This is a genomic window from Parabacteroides sp. AF19-14, from assembly GCF_003635485.1.
In the GTDB taxonomy this organism is placed as follows: Bacteria; Bacteroidota; Bacteroidia; order Bacteroidales; family Tannerellaceae; genus Parabacteroides; species Parabacteroides distasonis.
Map to the genome: position 1 here is coordinate 326,369 of NZ_QTMJ01000001.1, position 16,022 is coordinate 342,390.

At 50.4% G+C, this 16,022-nt stretch carries 17 protein-coding genes; 12 read left to right on the top strand and 5 right to left on the bottom strand.

The features are described 5' to 3' along the window. Window positions 1-76: 76 nt before the first annotated feature. The 3 genes from DWX33_RS01405 to DWX33_RS01415 are packed head-to-tail and all read left to right on the top strand — an operon-like array spanning window position 77 to window position 3,631. Window positions 77-469 carry a hypothetical protein gene (locus DWX33_RS01405; RefSeq protein WP_122379705.1) on the top strand — a complete coding sequence of 131 codons (393 nt, stop codon included), beginning with the start codon at window positions 77-79 and terminating at the stop codon, window positions 467-469. Next, window positions 459-1,916 carry a DnaB-like helicase C-terminal domain-containing protein gene (locus tag DWX33_RS01410; RefSeq protein WP_122379706.1) on the top strand — a complete coding sequence of 486 codons (1,458 nt, stop codon included), beginning with the start codon at window positions 459-461 and terminating at the stop codon, window positions 1,914-1,916. The genes DWX33_RS01405 and DWX33_RS01410 overlap by 11 nt, the downstream gene beginning before the upstream one ends. After that, window positions 1,910-3,631: a DNA primase gene (locus tag DWX33_RS01415; RefSeq protein ID WP_122379707.1), complete on the top strand. Its 1,722-nt coding sequence runs from the start codon at window positions 1,910-1,912 to the stop codon at window positions 3,629-3,631. The genes DWX33_RS01410 and DWX33_RS01415 overlap by 7 nt, the downstream gene beginning before the upstream one ends. A 250-nt stretch (window positions 3,632-3,881) precedes the next feature. On the opposite strand, the gene DWX33_RS23115 is transcribed toward DWX33_RS01415, so the two are convergent. Next, the gene (locus DWX33_RS23115) at window positions 3,882-4,106 is read right to left on the bottom strand and encodes a DUF6722 family protein (RefSeq protein ID WP_334312122.1); all 225 of its coding nucleotides are present in this window, start codon (window positions 4,104-4,106) and stop codon (window positions 3,882-3,884) included. 198 nt (window positions 4,107-4,304) lie between these two features. On the opposite strand from DWX33_RS23115, the gene DWX33_RS01425 reads away from it, so the two are divergent. Continuing rightward, window positions 4,305-4,745, top strand: a complete 441-nt coding sequence (locus DWX33_RS01425; protein ID WP_005868367.1) for an HU family DNA-binding protein — start codon at window positions 4,305-4,307, stop codon at window positions 4,743-4,745. Between the two features lies 1 nt (window position 4,746). Here the strand turns inward: DWX33_RS01425 and DWX33_RS01430 are convergent, their stop codons facing one another. After that, the gene (locus DWX33_RS01430; RefSeq protein ID WP_005856539.1) at window positions 4,747-4,971 is read right to left on the bottom strand and encodes a DUF4248 domain-containing protein; all 225 of its coding nucleotides are present in this window, start codon (window positions 4,969-4,971) and stop codon (window positions 4,747-4,749) included. A 91-nt stretch (window positions 4,972-5,062) separates the two neighbouring features. Between DWX33_RS01430 and DWX33_RS01435 the strand changes: the two genes are divergently transcribed. From DWX33_RS01435 to DWX33_RS01475, 8 genes are all read left to right on the top strand, one after another. Continuing rightward, complete coding sequence (locus DWX33_RS01435) at window positions 5,063-5,530, top strand: glucosaminidase domain-containing protein (protein WP_057327201.1); 468 nt, start codon at window positions 5,063-5,065, stop codon at window positions 5,528-5,530. Window positions 5,531-5,939: 409 nt separating this feature from the next. Then, window positions 5,940-7,124, top strand: a complete 1,185-nt coding sequence (locus DWX33_RS01445; protein WP_122379708.1) for a glycosyltransferase family 2 protein — start codon at window positions 5,940-5,942, stop codon at window positions 7,122-7,124. Then, on the top strand, window positions 7,117-8,016 hold the full coding sequence (locus DWX33_RS01450; RefSeq protein ID WP_122379709.1) for a glycosyltransferase family 2 protein: 900 nt from the start codon (window positions 7,117-7,119) through the stop codon (window positions 8,014-8,016). Before DWX33_RS01445 ends, DWX33_RS01450 begins: the two co-directional genes overlap by 8 nt. 7 nt (window positions 8,017-8,023) lie before the next feature. After that, on the top strand, window positions 8,024-9,079 hold the full coding sequence (locus tag DWX33_RS01455) for a glycosyltransferase family 2 protein (RefSeq protein ID WP_005868357.1): 1,056 nt from the start codon (window positions 8,024-8,026) through the stop codon (window positions 9,077-9,079). A 9-nt stretch (window positions 9,080-9,088) separates the two neighbouring features. Continuing rightward, window positions 9,089-10,276: a glycosyltransferase family 2 protein gene (locus DWX33_RS01460; protein WP_005868356.1), complete on the top strand. Its 1,188-nt coding sequence runs from the start codon at window positions 9,089-9,091 to the stop codon at window positions 10,274-10,276. Between the two features lie 112 nt (window positions 10,277-10,388). Beyond that, a complete protein-coding gene (locus DWX33_RS01465; protein ID WP_005856527.1) occupies window positions 10,389-11,513 on the top strand; it encodes a hybrid sensor histidine kinase/response regulator in 1,125 nt (374 codons plus the stop codon). Between the two features lie 160 nt (window positions 11,514-11,673). After that, window positions 11,674-12,006 (top strand): 6-carboxytetrahydropterin synthase, encoded by a 333-nt coding sequence (locus DWX33_RS01470; RefSeq protein ID WP_005856525.1) that lies wholly within the window; start codon window positions 11,674-11,676, stop codon window positions 12,004-12,006. Beyond that, complete coding sequence (locus DWX33_RS01475; protein ID WP_005868354.1) at window positions 11,993-12,538, top strand: radical SAM protein; 546 nt, start codon at window positions 11,993-11,995, stop codon at window positions 12,536-12,538. Before DWX33_RS01470 ends, DWX33_RS01475 begins: the two co-directional genes overlap by 14 nt. Before the next feature lie 35 nt (window positions 12,539-12,573). Here the strand turns inward: DWX33_RS01475 and DWX33_RS01480 are convergent, their stop codons facing one another. The 3 genes from DWX33_RS01480 to DWX33_RS01490 form a co-directional block, all read right to left on the bottom strand. After that, window positions 12,574-13,920: a dihydroorotase gene (locus tag DWX33_RS01480; protein ID WP_122379710.1), complete on the bottom strand. Its 1,347-nt coding sequence runs from the start codon at window positions 13,918-13,920 to the stop codon at window positions 12,574-12,576. A gap of 39 nt (window positions 13,921-13,959) precedes the next feature. Next, window positions 13,960-14,709, bottom strand: a complete 750-nt coding sequence (locus DWX33_RS01485; RefSeq protein WP_008780511.1) for a polyprenol monophosphomannose synthase — start codon at window positions 14,707-14,709, stop codon at window positions 13,960-13,962. A 502-nt stretch (window positions 14,710-15,211) separates the two neighbouring features. After that, on the bottom strand, window positions 15,212-16,021 hold the full coding sequence (locus DWX33_RS01490) for a hypothetical protein (protein ID WP_117678478.1): 810 nt from the start codon (window positions 16,019-16,021) through the stop codon (window positions 15,212-15,214). Window position 16,022: the final 1 nt, after the last annotated feature.

A 16,022-nucleotide genomic window follows, 5' to 3' on the forward strand; every position in this document is an offset into this window, starting at 1 on the left:
TCAGAGTTTGATCTAGAATGCGATTCAGAGTACGATATTTATTAACACGCCCTAAAGGGGTATAATTCAAAACATTATGTATAAACTATTCAACACGGATGAGCTACGGAAGAACGGCTACATCCGCTATCCCAGAGTTTTCTTGGATATGCTCATAAGAAATTGTTGCAAGGGAAAGCGGATCCCGGCGCAAATAGGGATCATGCTGTACTTGTACAGCAAAGTCGCCTATAGCCCTTACCAATGTCCATGGAAAAATGACACGTACACCATCCAAAAAGGGCAATGTATCGTGAAAATACCCGAGCTGGCCGCTTATCTTGGCTGCACGGTCTATGCCATACGGAAAGGATTGGAAGACCTAGAACAAAGCAGCGTGATAACCAAGAAAAAACTAGATCACGGTATGGCGGTGGAAATTATCAATTATCAGTCGTTCATACTAAACAAAACATCTTATGGCAAATAAGAAAACGCTAACCCCTACCTCCCTCCCCGCCAGCCTCACGCTGCCACAAGAGCGGAAAGCGGAGAAAGCCCTGCTTTTCGGGCTGCTGGCCTCACGCAAGAGCCTTCCCGAGATCGCCTTCAGGATAAGGCCCGAGATGTTCACCCACCCGGATATCGCCTTGGCGATAGAGGCCTACCTCAACCTTCACGAGAAGGGGGAAGGAACGGATATACTCTCGGTGGAGAAAGAGATACGGAGGCTCTCGCCAGAGAGGGCCGGGCAGTTGCCCGACCTCTTCGAGCTGGCCCGGCAAGACGGCTACATGGAGATAGGCGGAGAGTTCGTACGGCAGCATTGCCAGTACATAAGGGAGGCTTTTGTGGCAAGGCGGCTCATCCTGAGGTGCCACGAGCTGGCACATAAGGCGTCGGCCGACGACCGGGATACGCAAAAGCTGATATCGGAGCTGGGAACGGTGGCCGACGAGCTGGGCGAGCAGCTCTCCCTCACCCACGAGATACCGGACATGCCTACCGCCACCGCCGAGGCCATGGCACGGGTACGGGAGATACGCGAGCGGGTAGCCCGGGGCGGTACAGCGGGTATCCATACCGGGCTGGGGGGACTGGACAGGCTTATGGGAGGGTTGCGGACAGGCTCGCTCCACGTGTTCGCCGCCCGCCCGGGCATGGGAAAGACGGCTTTCGCTCTTTTCATGGCGGTGAACGCCGCTAAGCAAGGGGTACCGGTTTGCGTCTACAGTCTGGAGATGTCGAGGGAACAGCTGATCTTCAGGATGCTGGGCCAGATAGCCAACGTGGAGCCTTCGAAGATCGACAAGGGAACCGCCACCGAGGAGGAGATGAGGGCCTTGGAGGAGGCGAGCCTCCTCTTGAAAGAATTGCCGATATGTATCAACCAACGCTCGGACATCCAAATAGACGAGATACGCTGCGATATCTCCCTCAGAAGGCGACAAGGGAAGTGTTCCCTCGCCATCATCGATTACTTGCAGCTGGTAAACCGGGACGACAAGGGGCAAACCCCGAACGAGGCCATCTCGAACATCACCCGCAAGGCCAAGATTACGGCGATGGACGAGGAGATACCGATCGTGCTGCTTTGCCAGCTGAACCGCAACTGCGAGACGAGGGGGACGTACTCCTTCAAGCATCAGCTATCCGACCTCCGGGACTCCGGCTCTATCGAGCAGGACGCCGATACGGTGGCCTTCATCAGCCGCCTCTCCGTGGTGAACATACACGAGGACCCGGATACGCACCTGCCTACCCGGGGGAGGGGCACGATCCTGCTGGCCAAGAACCGCCAAGGCGAGCTGGGGCACGTGCGCTTCATGCACAACGAGGGCGTGACCTCCTTCTGGGACGACACCCAGCCGGCATGCGTCCGCAAGGCCCGGGCGGCGGAGCCTAAACCGAAGGGAAAGGGCCTCTTCGAATGCTGACGGACGATACGCTGCGCAAGGTGCGGGAGACGGCTCGCATCGACGAGGTAGCCTCCGACTACCTCACGCTACATCGCTCGGGGAAGGACTTCGTGGCGCTGTGCCCGTTCCACGACGAGCGACATCCCTCCTTCCGCATCTCCCCGGCGAGGAACATCGGGAAGTGCTTCAGTTGCGGCGAGGCGGCGGACCCGATACGGCTCGTGTGCCACATGGAGGGATGCGGCTTCGAGGAGGCGGTACGCCTACTGGCACGCAAATACAATATCGAGGTGGAAGAGACCGCCGCCGCTGGTCGTGAGCGGCGGCGGGACGAGCGGGAAGCGTTGTTGCTGGCGAACGCCTCGTTCGCCGGCGGCTTGCTGCCGGGCGACCTCGCGGGGACGGCACGTACGGAGGTGGATCGCCAAGGGCTGGAAGAGACCTACCGCAGCTTCGGCGTGGGACTTTGCCCGCCCGATGTCCTCCAAGCGTTCCGCCCCTTCCTAGGCCGGCTCGTCTTCCCGATACACACCACCGGGGGACAGGTGTCCGGGTTCGCCGGACGGAGCCTTACCCCGTCGGAGAAGGGGCGGAAATACGTCAACTCCCTCGACAGCCCCGCCTACCACAAGGGGCATATCCTCTACGGCCTGCACAAGGCGGTAAAGGCCGTACGCTCCGAGGGGCGCATCCTGCTTTGCGAGGGCTACAAGGACGTGCTCGCCTTCCACGCCTCCGGCATACGGTATGCCGTGGGGCTATGCGGCACGGCGCTCACCGAGGAGCATGTCCGGACGATACGGAGGCTGGCCGGGCAGGTAACACTCTCCCTCGACCCCGACCCGGCGGGACGGCAGAACACGGTCCGGTGCGCCCATATGCTACTGTCCATGGGGTGCGCCGTCAGCCTGCTTCCCCTACCCGACGGCATGGACCCGGACGAGGTATACCGCCGGAAAGGGAGCGGCGAGCTGGCGTGTCTGGCACGGGAGGGTACCCTCGATTACCTCTCCTACCGCATCCGCCAAGCGGCTTCCCGCCCTCGCACGGACACCACCGCCATCAACGGGGCGTTGGGCGAGATCGGCCTCCTCTCCTCCCCGCTGGCCGTGTACCGGAGGCTTGGGGAGCTATCCGGGGCGACGGGTATACCGATGGAGGTATTACGGCAGGAAATGTCTGTCGCCACAGACCCGAAAAGCGTAGCGGCAGCGGCACCGAGGAAGAAAGTCGCAGGCCTCACGCACGCCCTGCCACGAGAAAGGGCGTTACTGCGTTTTTGCCTCACGCACCATGACCGGATGTTCTACGACCCCGACGGAAGCGAGATTTCCCTGCCCGCATGGGTCTCTGGCGAACTGGCGGACAACGAGCTTCCCCTAGAGGACCCGGAACACGCCCGCTTGCTCCACCTCCTGTCCGAGGGCAAGCACCCGGACGGGATAGCGGACGAGCGGCTCTCCGCCCTTGTCCTCTCCCTCCGGGCCTCCGCGCCGCAGGATACCGGGCCGGTACCGGACGAACGGCTTCCCGGCGAGACCCGCTTCCAAGTGCTCCTCTACGGCGAGTCCTTCGCGCACCGGAAGCTAGCCCGGGCCTTGGAGTCCGTCCGCACGGCGGCGACACCCGAAGAGCGCCTGCGCCTACAAGCCACGCTCGAGAATCACTTCGCCCTAAGCGACCGTATCGCCCGGGAATTGCAAAGCCAAAGTATCCTGCCGGAGGGGATATAGGGGGGAGACAAAAAAAACTACCGTGTTTGGCGCCGAACACTATTGCGTTGGGAAGCCAACACAGTAGTATCCGGAGCCAAACACAGTAGTGTCCGGACCGGAAATACGATAGTCCTTTTATTTCATGCTATCCAACCAACGCTTGCCGGATGGCGTGTACATCCAAACGATAAACACCACAAGTATCAATAGCATTACCCCGAAAAGAAATGTCAATGGATTCATAGCTCTTTATTATTTCAAGATTTTATTACCACAGAAAGCTAACCCGACAGAGAACAAGATCCCTACCATGAACATTCCAACTTATCTCTATCTTTTCCGATTGGAATAACATAGCTATTCCACCCAGCACCAATGCCGTGAACGTCAGTTTTGACAAATCGTAAAAATATTTGCCCAACGTCTCACGCTGGCACTTCGCCCGTTCACGGGACTCACCTCTCGCGTCTCGCCGCTTGTCTTTCTCTTTCATACCGTAAATTTTTCATGTCAATCGAATTTTGATTGAGCAAACATACGCTTATTTCGTTAGAAAACCAAGCGTTATTCACTCAAAATCCACCTCTTTACCCCCATTCACCCGACCTCGCCCCCCTTCGTCCCCGTTGACCGGAATCCCACCGGCGGCATGTCGTACCTTTACGACGTAATCAATAAAACACCAGACATTATGCCGATCAAGTACCGATTAGTCTTACGAAAAGACATGACCAAGGGAGCCGCCGCCGGCTCCAAGTTGTATTACGCCGTGAACAAGTCCACCGGCACCTGCGATTTCGAGGAGCTGTGCGACCAGATCGCCGACCGCAGCACCGCCTCCCGGGGCGACGTGCAGGTCGTGGTAGACGGCCTTCTCTACATCCTCAAGCAACGCCTCCAGAAAGGGGAGACCGTCCAGCTGGGCGATCTCGGCCACTTCCAAGCCGTGATCGGCAGCAAGGGCACCAAGCTGGAGTCCGACTTCAACGCCTCCCTTATCAAACGTCCCCGGATCGTCTTCCGTCCGAGCGTGACGCTAAAGAGCGTCACCGGCCTCGCCAAGTTCGAGAAGATCGTGCCCGACGCACCCGCCCCGGGAGGAGGCGACAGCGAATCCCCCGACGAAATCTGACTCAAGGCTCCCCTAGATGAGAAACGATGCACTCCCGCTGACGGGGCGATAAGATCCGTTGGCGGGGATGCCATCCGCACTCCTCCAGCCGCTCCATCAACTTCCCGCTGACACGTATCCACCGGGACAGCTTATCCGAGGCTTTCTTCTTCGACAATAAGGGAAAATAACTCATCGCTATATCACAAAAATAATAGGCGCCGACACCGGTCTCCCGCTTTTCCATACTGATGCTGTTTATTTATTAACTTATTCAAAGATAGTAATTTAAGATTAATTTTCCAAGAAAAATCAAATCATAATTCATCGTATATATCATGAAACAAGCCTATATCTCCACCCACCTTGCCGACGCCCAGTCCGCCGGCGACCGCTTCCACCTAAACCCCATCATCCTCCTTGCCCAAGCCGCCCTAGAAAGCGGCTGGGGCACCTCCCGCCTAGCCCGGGAGGCCAACAACCATTTCGGCATCACTGGCTACGGGGCGAGCAACGCCTTCTGGCACGGGGGCCGCATCACCGCCCGATACAAGCGGGGCGAGTTGCTGTTCCGCCGCTACGACTCGGCACGCAACTCCTACCTCGACTTCGCCCGCCTCCTCGTCTGCTCCTACCCGCAGGCCGCCGCCATGAGCCGTTTCCCCGCCGACTACGCCAAGGCCATCGCCTACAGCCCCTACATCAGCGAGCTGAACGGTGACAACCGGGAGCGCTACCGGGAGACGCTGGTACAGCTCTGCCACGAGATCGAACCGATTTACTCATCCCTAAAAAACAACAATTGATATGAATAAGATACGACAAATACTAGCCTTCGTCCGCAGCCTGCTGGATTTCTTGCTAAACCTAGGATCTCACACGCCCCAAAAACAACCGCCCCATGACACGACCGACACTCCCACGGAGCCCACGCCCCCCTTTCCCCCACTTCCGCCTGCTCGCCTTGGCCAGCCTCTTCCTGCTGGCGGCACTCTCCCTCCTGCTAGACATGCGGGAGGCGGCGTTGGCAGCTATCGGGGCGATACTCTCGCTCTCGTCCACCCCTCGCCCGGCCCCTTGAACCTGCTGGGCTGGGGGCTGATACTCTCGGCGGTGCTGAGCTCGCTGGGAAAGATATGGCCTCCTTAGGTGAGAAAAAAACGGCAGAATCAAACTCTTATTGAAAATTATAAGTACTTTTGTAAAAAAAAGCGAATGCACTTGTTGATCTACATAGATATCGCCCTATTCATTTTCATCGCCTTTTTCATAGGCTATGACCTATTTTTTACGTTGGCGTCCTTTTTTCGGAGGAGGCACCGGAAGCACCGGAGCATACGGCTCCAGAAGTTCGCCGTCATCTTCGCCGCCTATAAGGAAGACCAAGTCATACAGGAATCCGTGGAGCGCATCCTCCTGCAAGACTATCCGGCGGACAAATACCGGGTGATCGTGGTATCGGACCATATGCGGGAGGAAACGAACCAAGCGCTCGCCAAGCTCCCGATCGAGCTCCTCACGCCGGATTTCAAGCATAGCATGAAACATAAGTCCATCACCTACGCCTTGGAATACCTGAAAGAGGGAATCGATAAAGTCGTCATCCTCGATGCCGACAACCTCACGGATACGGATTTCCTGACCCGGGTCAACGATATCACGCAAGACAACATCGCCCTGCAAGCGCACCGTACCCTCAAGAACGACAATACGCCGATAGCGGTATGGGACGGTATCTCCGAGGAGATCAACAACACCATCTTCCGCAAGGGGCGGGTCAATGTCGGGATCTCCTCCTCCTTGATAGGCTCCGGCATGGTATTCGACTTCGGATGGCTGAAATCCCACATGCCCCAATGCGGCACTTTCGCCGAGGACAAGGAGCTGGAGATCTATCTCGCCACGGAAAATATCTTTGTCGATTACGCCGAGGACATCCTCGTGTACGACGAGAAGACCTCACGCCAAGAGGTCATGGCACGGCAAAGATCCCGCTGGTTCCACGCCCAACTGCTGGCATTCTCTTTGATCATACGGCATCTCGACCTCCGTACCCTCAACTGGAATTATATGGACAAGGCGGTCCAATGGTTCCCGCTCCCGAGAATATTAAAACTGATCATCCCGTCTCTCCTCGCCTTGGCATGGAGCCTCACAACTTTCCCGCTTGCCCTGAAATGGTATGGACTGATATTAATCAGCATCTTGACATATACGCTGGCCATTCCCCGCAAGATGCATACACGGAAACTTTACAGGAATCTGTCGAAGCTTCCCTTCCTTTTTTTCATCTTGACAAAAGGATATATAGCCTCATTCATCCGGATAAAAAACAAGGATACGAGCTTTCAGAGCACTCCACATGACATAACGATAAAAAAAGAAGAAAGCCATGATTAAAAAAGTCTCCATTATCACTATCAATTATAACGGGTTGAAAGATACCGTCGAGATGATAGAATCCTTGGCTATCCATGAGACTTATCCTCATGAGATCATTGTCGTAGACAACGCTTCTACCGACCCTCTGGAACATAAGCTTCTCCAATCCAAGTTCCCAGACATACAGGTTATACGGAGTGAGAAAAACCTTGGATTCGCCGGTGGTAATAACTTGGGAATATCATATGCCACAGGCTATTATTTATTACTTCTTAACAATGATACAATCATTACCCAACCATTCCTAAAAGCATTAGTAAATAGACTGGACAGCAATCCTCGAATAGGATGCGTCTCTCCTAAAATAGCTTGTTGGCCCGAAAAAGAACGTTTACAATACGCAGGTTCCACACCAATGAGCCACATAACGCTCCGGAACACCTCCATTGGCTATGATCAGTTAGACCAAGGACAGTTCGAAGAAGCGCATGAAACCTCATTCGCTCATGGAGCTGCCATGGCAGTCAAGGCGATTGACATACAAAAATTCGGGAAAATGCCAGAATTCTACTTCCTTTATTATGAAGAGTTAGATTGGTGTACTCAAATTCAAAAGACTGGATTCTCTATTTGGTTTGAGCCCAAAGCTATAATCTATCATAAGGAAAGCGCTAGTGTGGGTATTGAGAGTCCTTTGCGTATATATTATCACACCCGAAATCGTCTCATATTTGCCCAGCGCATTTTATCAAAAAAAAGAATTCGTATATGTTCATATATATATCAAACGACATTTGCTCTTTGCAAAAAGATTCTAATATTTACGATTCAAGCAAAATTCCATCTTATTCCATTTTTGTTTAAAGGAATAAAAGATGGTATTTATTTCATAAACAATAACTCAAAATAACAAAGTTATGTATAAAGTTTCTTTAGCAATACCTATTTATAACGTGTCTCTATTCGTAGAAAGAGCGTTACTATCCGTATTAAACCAAACATATGATAATATAGAATATTTAATAGTAGACGATAAAGGGCAAGATGATTCCATGGACATTGTCCATAGAATTATTAAAGATCATCCAAGAGGAAAGGATGTCCGTATCATCGAGCATCCGTATAATATTGGCCTTGGGGCTACAAGAAATACTGCCATCGATAATGCGCAAGGCGAGTATCTGTTTTTTATGGATAGTGACGATGAGATCATCCCTACATGCATAGAAATTCTCGTACATAAAATGCAAGAACATCCTGTTGATTTCATCGCAGCATCACACATGAAGAAAGATCTCTCAGGAAAGACCTACCCTACTTATACGTATAGCCCGATTTTAATCCAAGGAGATGATTTACCAGTCGCACAATATCGATATGCACAAAACAATGATATATATGTAATGAGCTGGAACAAACTTTATAATTTAAACTTTTTAAAATCCCATAATATACAGTGTATACCTCATCAACTGGTAGAGGATTGCTGGTTCACATATCAAGTTATTATATCCGCAAAGTCTTGCCAATTAATATCCGATCAAACCTTGTATTATACTATAAATCCAGAATCCACAACCTCAAAGATCAAGACACAAGGGTATTCGATGAAATTAAGTATCAGCTACGCAGAAATAGAAAAAACAAAAAGAGCCTATATAGCCCACTTAAGAGCACACTCAATTTATCCCTGTTTGCTCTTCGATACCATGTTCATGGGCCTATATCATGCCTACAGAATATTATGCGTAGATAACAAAATGGAAAAACAAGAAAGGAAAAAACTCGCATGCTCTTTATTAACTCGAAATTTCCAACTACCTAACCGAATTATCTGTAGTACCTCTTACCTTCGTTTTCTTGCTATATACATTTTTTACAGTTTACCTATAACTATAAAAATCAATTTGGTGAATTTAGCCATCAAATTTAAAATCAAGGATATACTTCAAAAATGGTTTCACTTCAATTAAATAGATTTTATGGAAAAGAGCTGTCAAGTCATTGAGATCCTCTTCTGGATCGGCATCGGGATCGTTTTCTATACCTATCTGGGGTATGGGATCGTATTATACCTTATGGTAAAGATCAAGGAGCTGTTCGTTAAACCCCGGCTCCCCCGCCTTCCCGAGACACTACCGGAGGCCACGTTGCTGATAGCCGCCTACAACGAGGAGGCGATCGTGGCGAGCAAGATGGTGAATTGCAGACAACTGGATTATCCGGCGGATAAGCTGAGACTGGTCTGGATCACCGATGGAAGCAATGACAACACGAATGAGAGACTGAAAGAGTACCCGGAGGTCACCGTACTGTACCAACCGCGGCGACAAGGAAAGACCGCCGCCTTGAACCGAGCCCTCCCCTACGTCAATACCCCCTACGTCATCTTCACCGACGCCAACACGATGCTGAACAAGGGCGCCATCAAGGAGATCATACGCCAGTTCAGCGACCCACGGGTAGGCTGCGTGGCCGGAGAGAAACGGGTAGAGATACAAGCCGAGCAAGGAGCCACCGCCGGAGAAGGCATATACTGGAAATACGAGTCCGCCCTCAAGCGACTGGACTACCGCCTATACTCCGCCGTCGGAGCGGCAGGCGAGCTCTTCGCCATCCGTACCTCCCTCTTCGAGCAGATGCCCCCGGATACCCTGCTGGACGATTTCATCCTCTCCCTGCGCATAGCGATGAGAGGCTACAAGATCGCCTACAGCAAAGAGGCGTACGCCCTCGAGAGCGCCTCCCTGAACATGCGGGAGGAGGAGAAACGTAAAGTACGCATATCGGCCGGAGGATTGCAATCGGTATGGCGGCTACGGGGATTATTGAATATCTTCCGGTACGGGATACTGAGCTTCCAATACATCAGCCACCGGGTACTGCGCTGGACGCTGACGCCGGTCGTGCTCTTCGCCCTCCTGCCCCTCAACCTGCTCCTTGCCTGTACCGGGCATACCCTTTACACGGTCATCCTTGCCCTGCAATTAGCGTTTTACCTGCTGGGATACTTGGGGTATAAAATGGAAAAACGGAACATCCGGAACAAGCTATTATTCATTCCTTATTACTTTTTATTCATGAATATCAATGTCATACGAGGGTATAGCTATCTCGCTAAGCATAAAGGCACAGGCGCTTGGGAAAAAGCCAAACGAGGCGCGGGATAAAAAAATAAAAAAATAGATGGATAAATAGTCGTTATATGTCGACTTTAATTAATACTTTTGCGCTATTGATACTATTTGAATATCAAGAAAACTAGAACACAATTTAGATACAATGGATAAATTGGCCTCAGAGTATAAAGTTCTTATCGTAGATGATGTCCCTACAAACGTCATGCTAGTACAAGCCATACTGAAGAAAGAGGGATATACGCTTTTGACTTGCGACAGCGGGACAAAAGCGCTACGCATAGCTAACGAGAAACACCCAAATCTGATATTACTCGATATCATGATGCCTGAGATGGACGGATATGAGGTCCTCCAGCATCTGAAAAGCAATCCCGAGACTACGGATATACCCGTGATTATCATGTCCGCCCTAAGCGATATGCAAAGCATCGTGAAAGGTTACCAATTGGGCGCCACCGAATACGTCACAAAGCCTTTCCAACGTGAGGAGCTGGTGAAGAGGGTGGCCCACCGCTACGAGCTTTACAGCATCAAGCGCATCAAGGCCGAGCTGGAGAACACGATCGAGTCTAGGGATACGCTATACTCCGTTATCGCCCATGACCTGCGTTCCCCGCTAGGCTCGTTGAAAATGATGAATAACGCCATCTTGATGATGGTGGACAAGGAGCGGGTAGGCGACGAGGTGTACGAGATGATCCAGATGATGAACAAGACCTCCGAGGAGATCTTCCTCTTGCTGGACAACCTGCTGAAATGGGCCAAGAACCGCTTGAACAAGCAGCACGTATATAAGCAACAGACCGACATAAACAGTATCATCGATAGTACCGCCGAGATGTATGTCCCGATGGCGGCGCAAAAAGGCGTGAAGATTATCCTAGAAAATCTGGATAAAGAGCTGGTAGGCTTGGTCGATATCGATATGCTCAAGACGATTATCCGTAACCTGATCTCTAACGCCATGAAGTTTAGTTTCGAGGGGGGCACGATCACCTTATCCTCACGCTCCGAGGGGGATTTCGTAACCGTTAGCGTGAAAGATACCGGCAAGGGCATCAAGAAAGAGGATCAAGACAAGCTCTTGAAACAAGACTCGCATTTCACGACCTACGGGACGAAGAACGAGAAAGGCTCCGGTCTGGGATTGATGCTTTGCAAGGACTTCGTGGAGCTTCATGGAGGAAAGCTTTGGTTCGAGTCCGAGGGCGAGGGCAAAGGAACGACCTTCCTGTTCTCGATGAAGGCGCTGAACCAAGAGGCATAGCCGATCGACGTACCGCCTGTCTCTACCGATCGTAGACAAGTGTCGTACAAACAAACTAAATATTTCGTATATTTGCATCCCGGATTAATATCCGGGATTTTTTTGTGTGCCGAGGTGACATTAGGTACATTATTATTTATCGTATAAACATTATTATCGTATGTATACCGTAATTAAACGTATGGAGATCTCCGCTTCCCATAGCTTGAGATTGTCCTACCCCAGCAAATGTGAGAATCTACATGGTCACAATTGGATGATCACGGTTTATTGCCGCTCCAAGGAATTAAACGCCGATGGCATGGTAGTCGATTTCAGTCATATCAAGAGATCGGTGAAATCCCTGTTGGACCACCAGAACTTGAACGATATCTTGCCTTTCAACCCGACGGCGGAGAACATAGCCTTTTGGGTATACGAGCAGATCCCGTCTTGTTTCAAGGTAGAGGTAAAAGAGTCTGAGGGTAACACGGCGATCTATGAGGAAGATTAACGAGATATTCTACAGCTTGCAAGGCGAAGGGTTCCATACGGGGACTCCCGCCGTATTCGTCCGCTTCTCCGGTTGCAACCTGAGATGTAGCTTCTGCGACACCCGCCACGAGGAGGGCGTAATGATGACGGACGAGGAGATCGTGGAGAAGGTATCTTCCTTTCCCGCACGGATGGTAATCCTGACGGGAGGAGAACCTAGCCTGTGGATCGACAAGGCGCTTATATCCCGCTTACGTGAGGCGGGGAAACAGATCTGTATCGAGACCAACGGCACACGCCCCTTGCCCGACGGCATCGACTGGGTGACTTGCTCGCCCAAGGAGAACGCCCCGGTGGTATTGGAAAGAGTCGACGAGATAAAGGTGGTTTATACCGGGCAAGACCTGTCCGCATACGCCGAAATCCCCGCACGGTACCATTTCCTGCAACCCTGCTCCTGCCAAAATACGAAAGAGGTAGTGGATTACATCCTCCGGCATCCCCGGTGGAGACTAAGTCTGCAAACCCATAAACTGATCGATATCCAATAGATAGGATGAGACGGGGGCATGCCCCGTCTCTACTGCTATAGATAACGGACTTCTTTACCTCTCACGGCGTCATTCACCTCTCCATCGCCATAGACCAACTCGCCATTCACGAAAGTCTTCCATACGCCATGGTGGAACGTATAGCCCTCGAAAGGAGACCAGCCGCATTTGTACAAGATATTCTCCTTCGATACCGTCCAAGTCTGCTCCGGATCGATCAATACGATATCGGCGTAGTATCCGGGACGGATGTATCCCCTCCTATCGATACGAAACAGCTCCGCCGGCATATGCGCCATCTTTTCGACCACCTTCTCGTACGTGAAACGGCCTTCCATCGCCAGCTCCAACATCGTGATCAAGGAGTGCTGGATAAGCGGTCCTCCGGAAGCCGCCTTCAAGCAAGAGCCTTGCTTCTCCTCCGGTAGATGCGGGGCATGGTCGGTAGCCACGATATCGATCGTATTGTTATTGACCGCCTCACGCAGCGCCGTGCGATCCTCGATCGTCTTGATAGAAGGATTCCACTTGATACGATTACCGAATTGGGCGTAGTCGCCGTCATGAAACCACAGATGGTGCACGCAGACCTCGCCGGTTATCTTTTTCTCGCTCAAGGGAAGACGGTTGCCGAGCAACGATAATTCCTTCTCCGTGGAGAGATGCAGGATATGCAAACGGGAATCCAAGCGGGTAGCCAGTTCAACCGCCTCGGCCGAGCATTGGTAGCAGGCCTCCTCGCTACGGATCTTGCTATGGAAAGAGATATCCAGATCCTCGCCATGCAGGTTCGTGTAATACTGGATATTACGCCGGATCACCTCCTCTTTCTCCGCATGGATGGCGATCAGCATACCGGCCTCGCCGAAGATACGCTCCAACGAGTCTTTCTTGTCCACCAGCATATTTCCCGTAGACGAGCCGAGGAAGAGTTTCAGTCCCGGCACACGGCTACGATCCAGCCTGCGGATCTCGTCCATATTATCGTTTGTCCCACCGAAGAAGAAGGAGTAATTCGCACGGGAGACCTCGGCGGCACGGTTGAATTTCCATTCCAGATCGGCGATCGTCGTGGTCTGTGGCTTCGTGTTCGGCATGTCCATGAAGGTCGTCACGCCACCGGCCACGGCCGCACGGCTCTCGGTCCCGATATCCCCCTTATGGGTAAGCCCGGGGTCCCGGAAATGCACCTGATCATCGATAACGCCCGGTATCAACCATTTCCCCGTAGCGTCGATCACTTGGTTCGCCTCGGCACGCACGTTCCCGGGAACCTCTCCCTCGAACACCGCCGCAATCTTATCCCCCTCCACCAACACCGAGCCGATAAAAGAACGGCCCTCATTGATGATTCTCGGATTTTGGATTAATATTTTATTCATCTTTCTTATTCTATTATAAATTGTCAAACTCTGTTTTCATTAGGCATGGCTCGCATGTTTCCTCGGATACTTCCTGAAGAAACTCCACCATTTCAATTGAAGGACGCCGAATAAAGCCTCCCCGAATATCGAAGAGTTCATCTTGGAGACACCCAAGGCACGGTTGATAAAGATGATCGGCACCTCCACGAGCTTGAAGCCGCACTTATAAGCCGTAAACTTCATCTCCACCTGAAAGGCGTATCCCTTGAAATGGACACGGTCCAGATCGATCGTCTCCAGCACCTCACGGCGGTAACATTTAAAGCCCGCCGTCGTATCCTGTATCTTCATACCCGTGACGATACGGACATACACCGAGGCGAAATAAGACATCAACACACGGCCCAGCGGCCAGTTCACCACATTCACCCCGTTGCAATACCTCGACCCGATGGCTACGTCGGCACCCTGCGCGGTACAAGCGGCGTATAGCTTCGGCAGGTCATTGGGATTATGACTGAAATCGGCGTCCATCTCGAAAATAAAATCATATTTATGCTCGATAGCCCATTTAAAACCCCGGATATAAGCGGTACCCAATCCCAGCTTCCCCTTACGCTCCACGATAAAAAGACGCTCCGGGAACTCCTTCTGCAAGCCCTTCACGATAGCCGCCGTCCCATCCGGAGAGCCATCATCGATCACCAAGATATGAAACACTTTCTCCAGCCCGAACACGGCACGAATGATATTCTCAATATTCTCCTTCTCGTTGTATGTAGGAATAATGACGATACTGTCTGACATATACTTTAATCAATTAATTTTTAGCTCATTATATATACGACTGTAAACCATTTGTAAATTACTCTCCAAAGTTACATATTTTTTCTGTGTAAATCTATCATCCAGTTAGCCCATTCGTCTGTTCCATGATAAGCAAATGTATTTTGGCTTTTCACCCAACTTCCCCGATTTCCCCCTAAATGCCTAATACTCAAATTAAGTTGCTTTATTCTTCCACTTTTATTCGATTATTCCAGCGTTTTTCAGTAATTCTGGAAAACTTTCGTTAGTGCCTTATACAAAGGACTTTGGGAGAATTACCCATTTTTGAGGTAATGACTTGGCAACTGTGCAATCTGCTGCGTTCTACCTTGAATTGCTTACAAGGAACTCTTATTTTGTTGCAAAGATACGAATTTTACTTATATATAAAAAGCACTGTACTATTTATTATGTCCCTTAGATAGTACAGCACTTGAATATTTGTCTAATTTCTTTTGATATAGAAAAAATGTTTTAAAGGCTATTCTTTGTGATAAGAAACCATATCTCCCTTATCATTTCGATACATCTCTATATAATCCAAACAACTTGGCTTTAATGCGCCATTAAAGTGGAAAACAAATGTTCTTCTTCCATCATTTGATTCACAACGTAGAGTTGATTCATCTTGTTTTGTTACACGTCCTACAACAAGAGGATTGTATGGTGGTATCATAAATTCAAACGTGCCCTTGCTAAATTTGTAGTAGATGTCTCGTTGGGTTGGACTATCTATAGTTTTTTCTCCATTTCTCCATAAACAGTTTCTTGGTGAACTAAAGTGATTATAATCTTGCCCTGAACCGATTTTATGTGCTCTTATAAAATAGCTCTTCACATAACTACCATAATCAGAACACATTTGAATATTCATTTTATAACCATTAATACCATAATCCCGTTCTTCTACTCCATAGTGTCCTTCTCCATATTTTACCATGTATGAAAACACCTTATCAGCAACATTGAAGTTTCTTGATGGGATCTTATCAATAAGACCTTCCGAGAAGTAATCTAATTCAAAGTCAATCTGATAAGAACCTTTCAGATAAAGATATGCTGCAAGATAAATAGCTTCTGCTTCAAGGTCTTTTGTATTAAGAGGCATGTGTTTTTTCAGGTCTGTTACACTTTCCTTTACATATTGTTCTATAGGGTCCATAGATGGAGCTTCTGATTGCAGAACTGACTTTATCGTAGATTCAGACTTACAATTGTTTACACTTGAAGATGATTGTGAACTCACATTTTTATCTTCCTTTTTACCGAATAAAAATTCAAAAAAATCCATG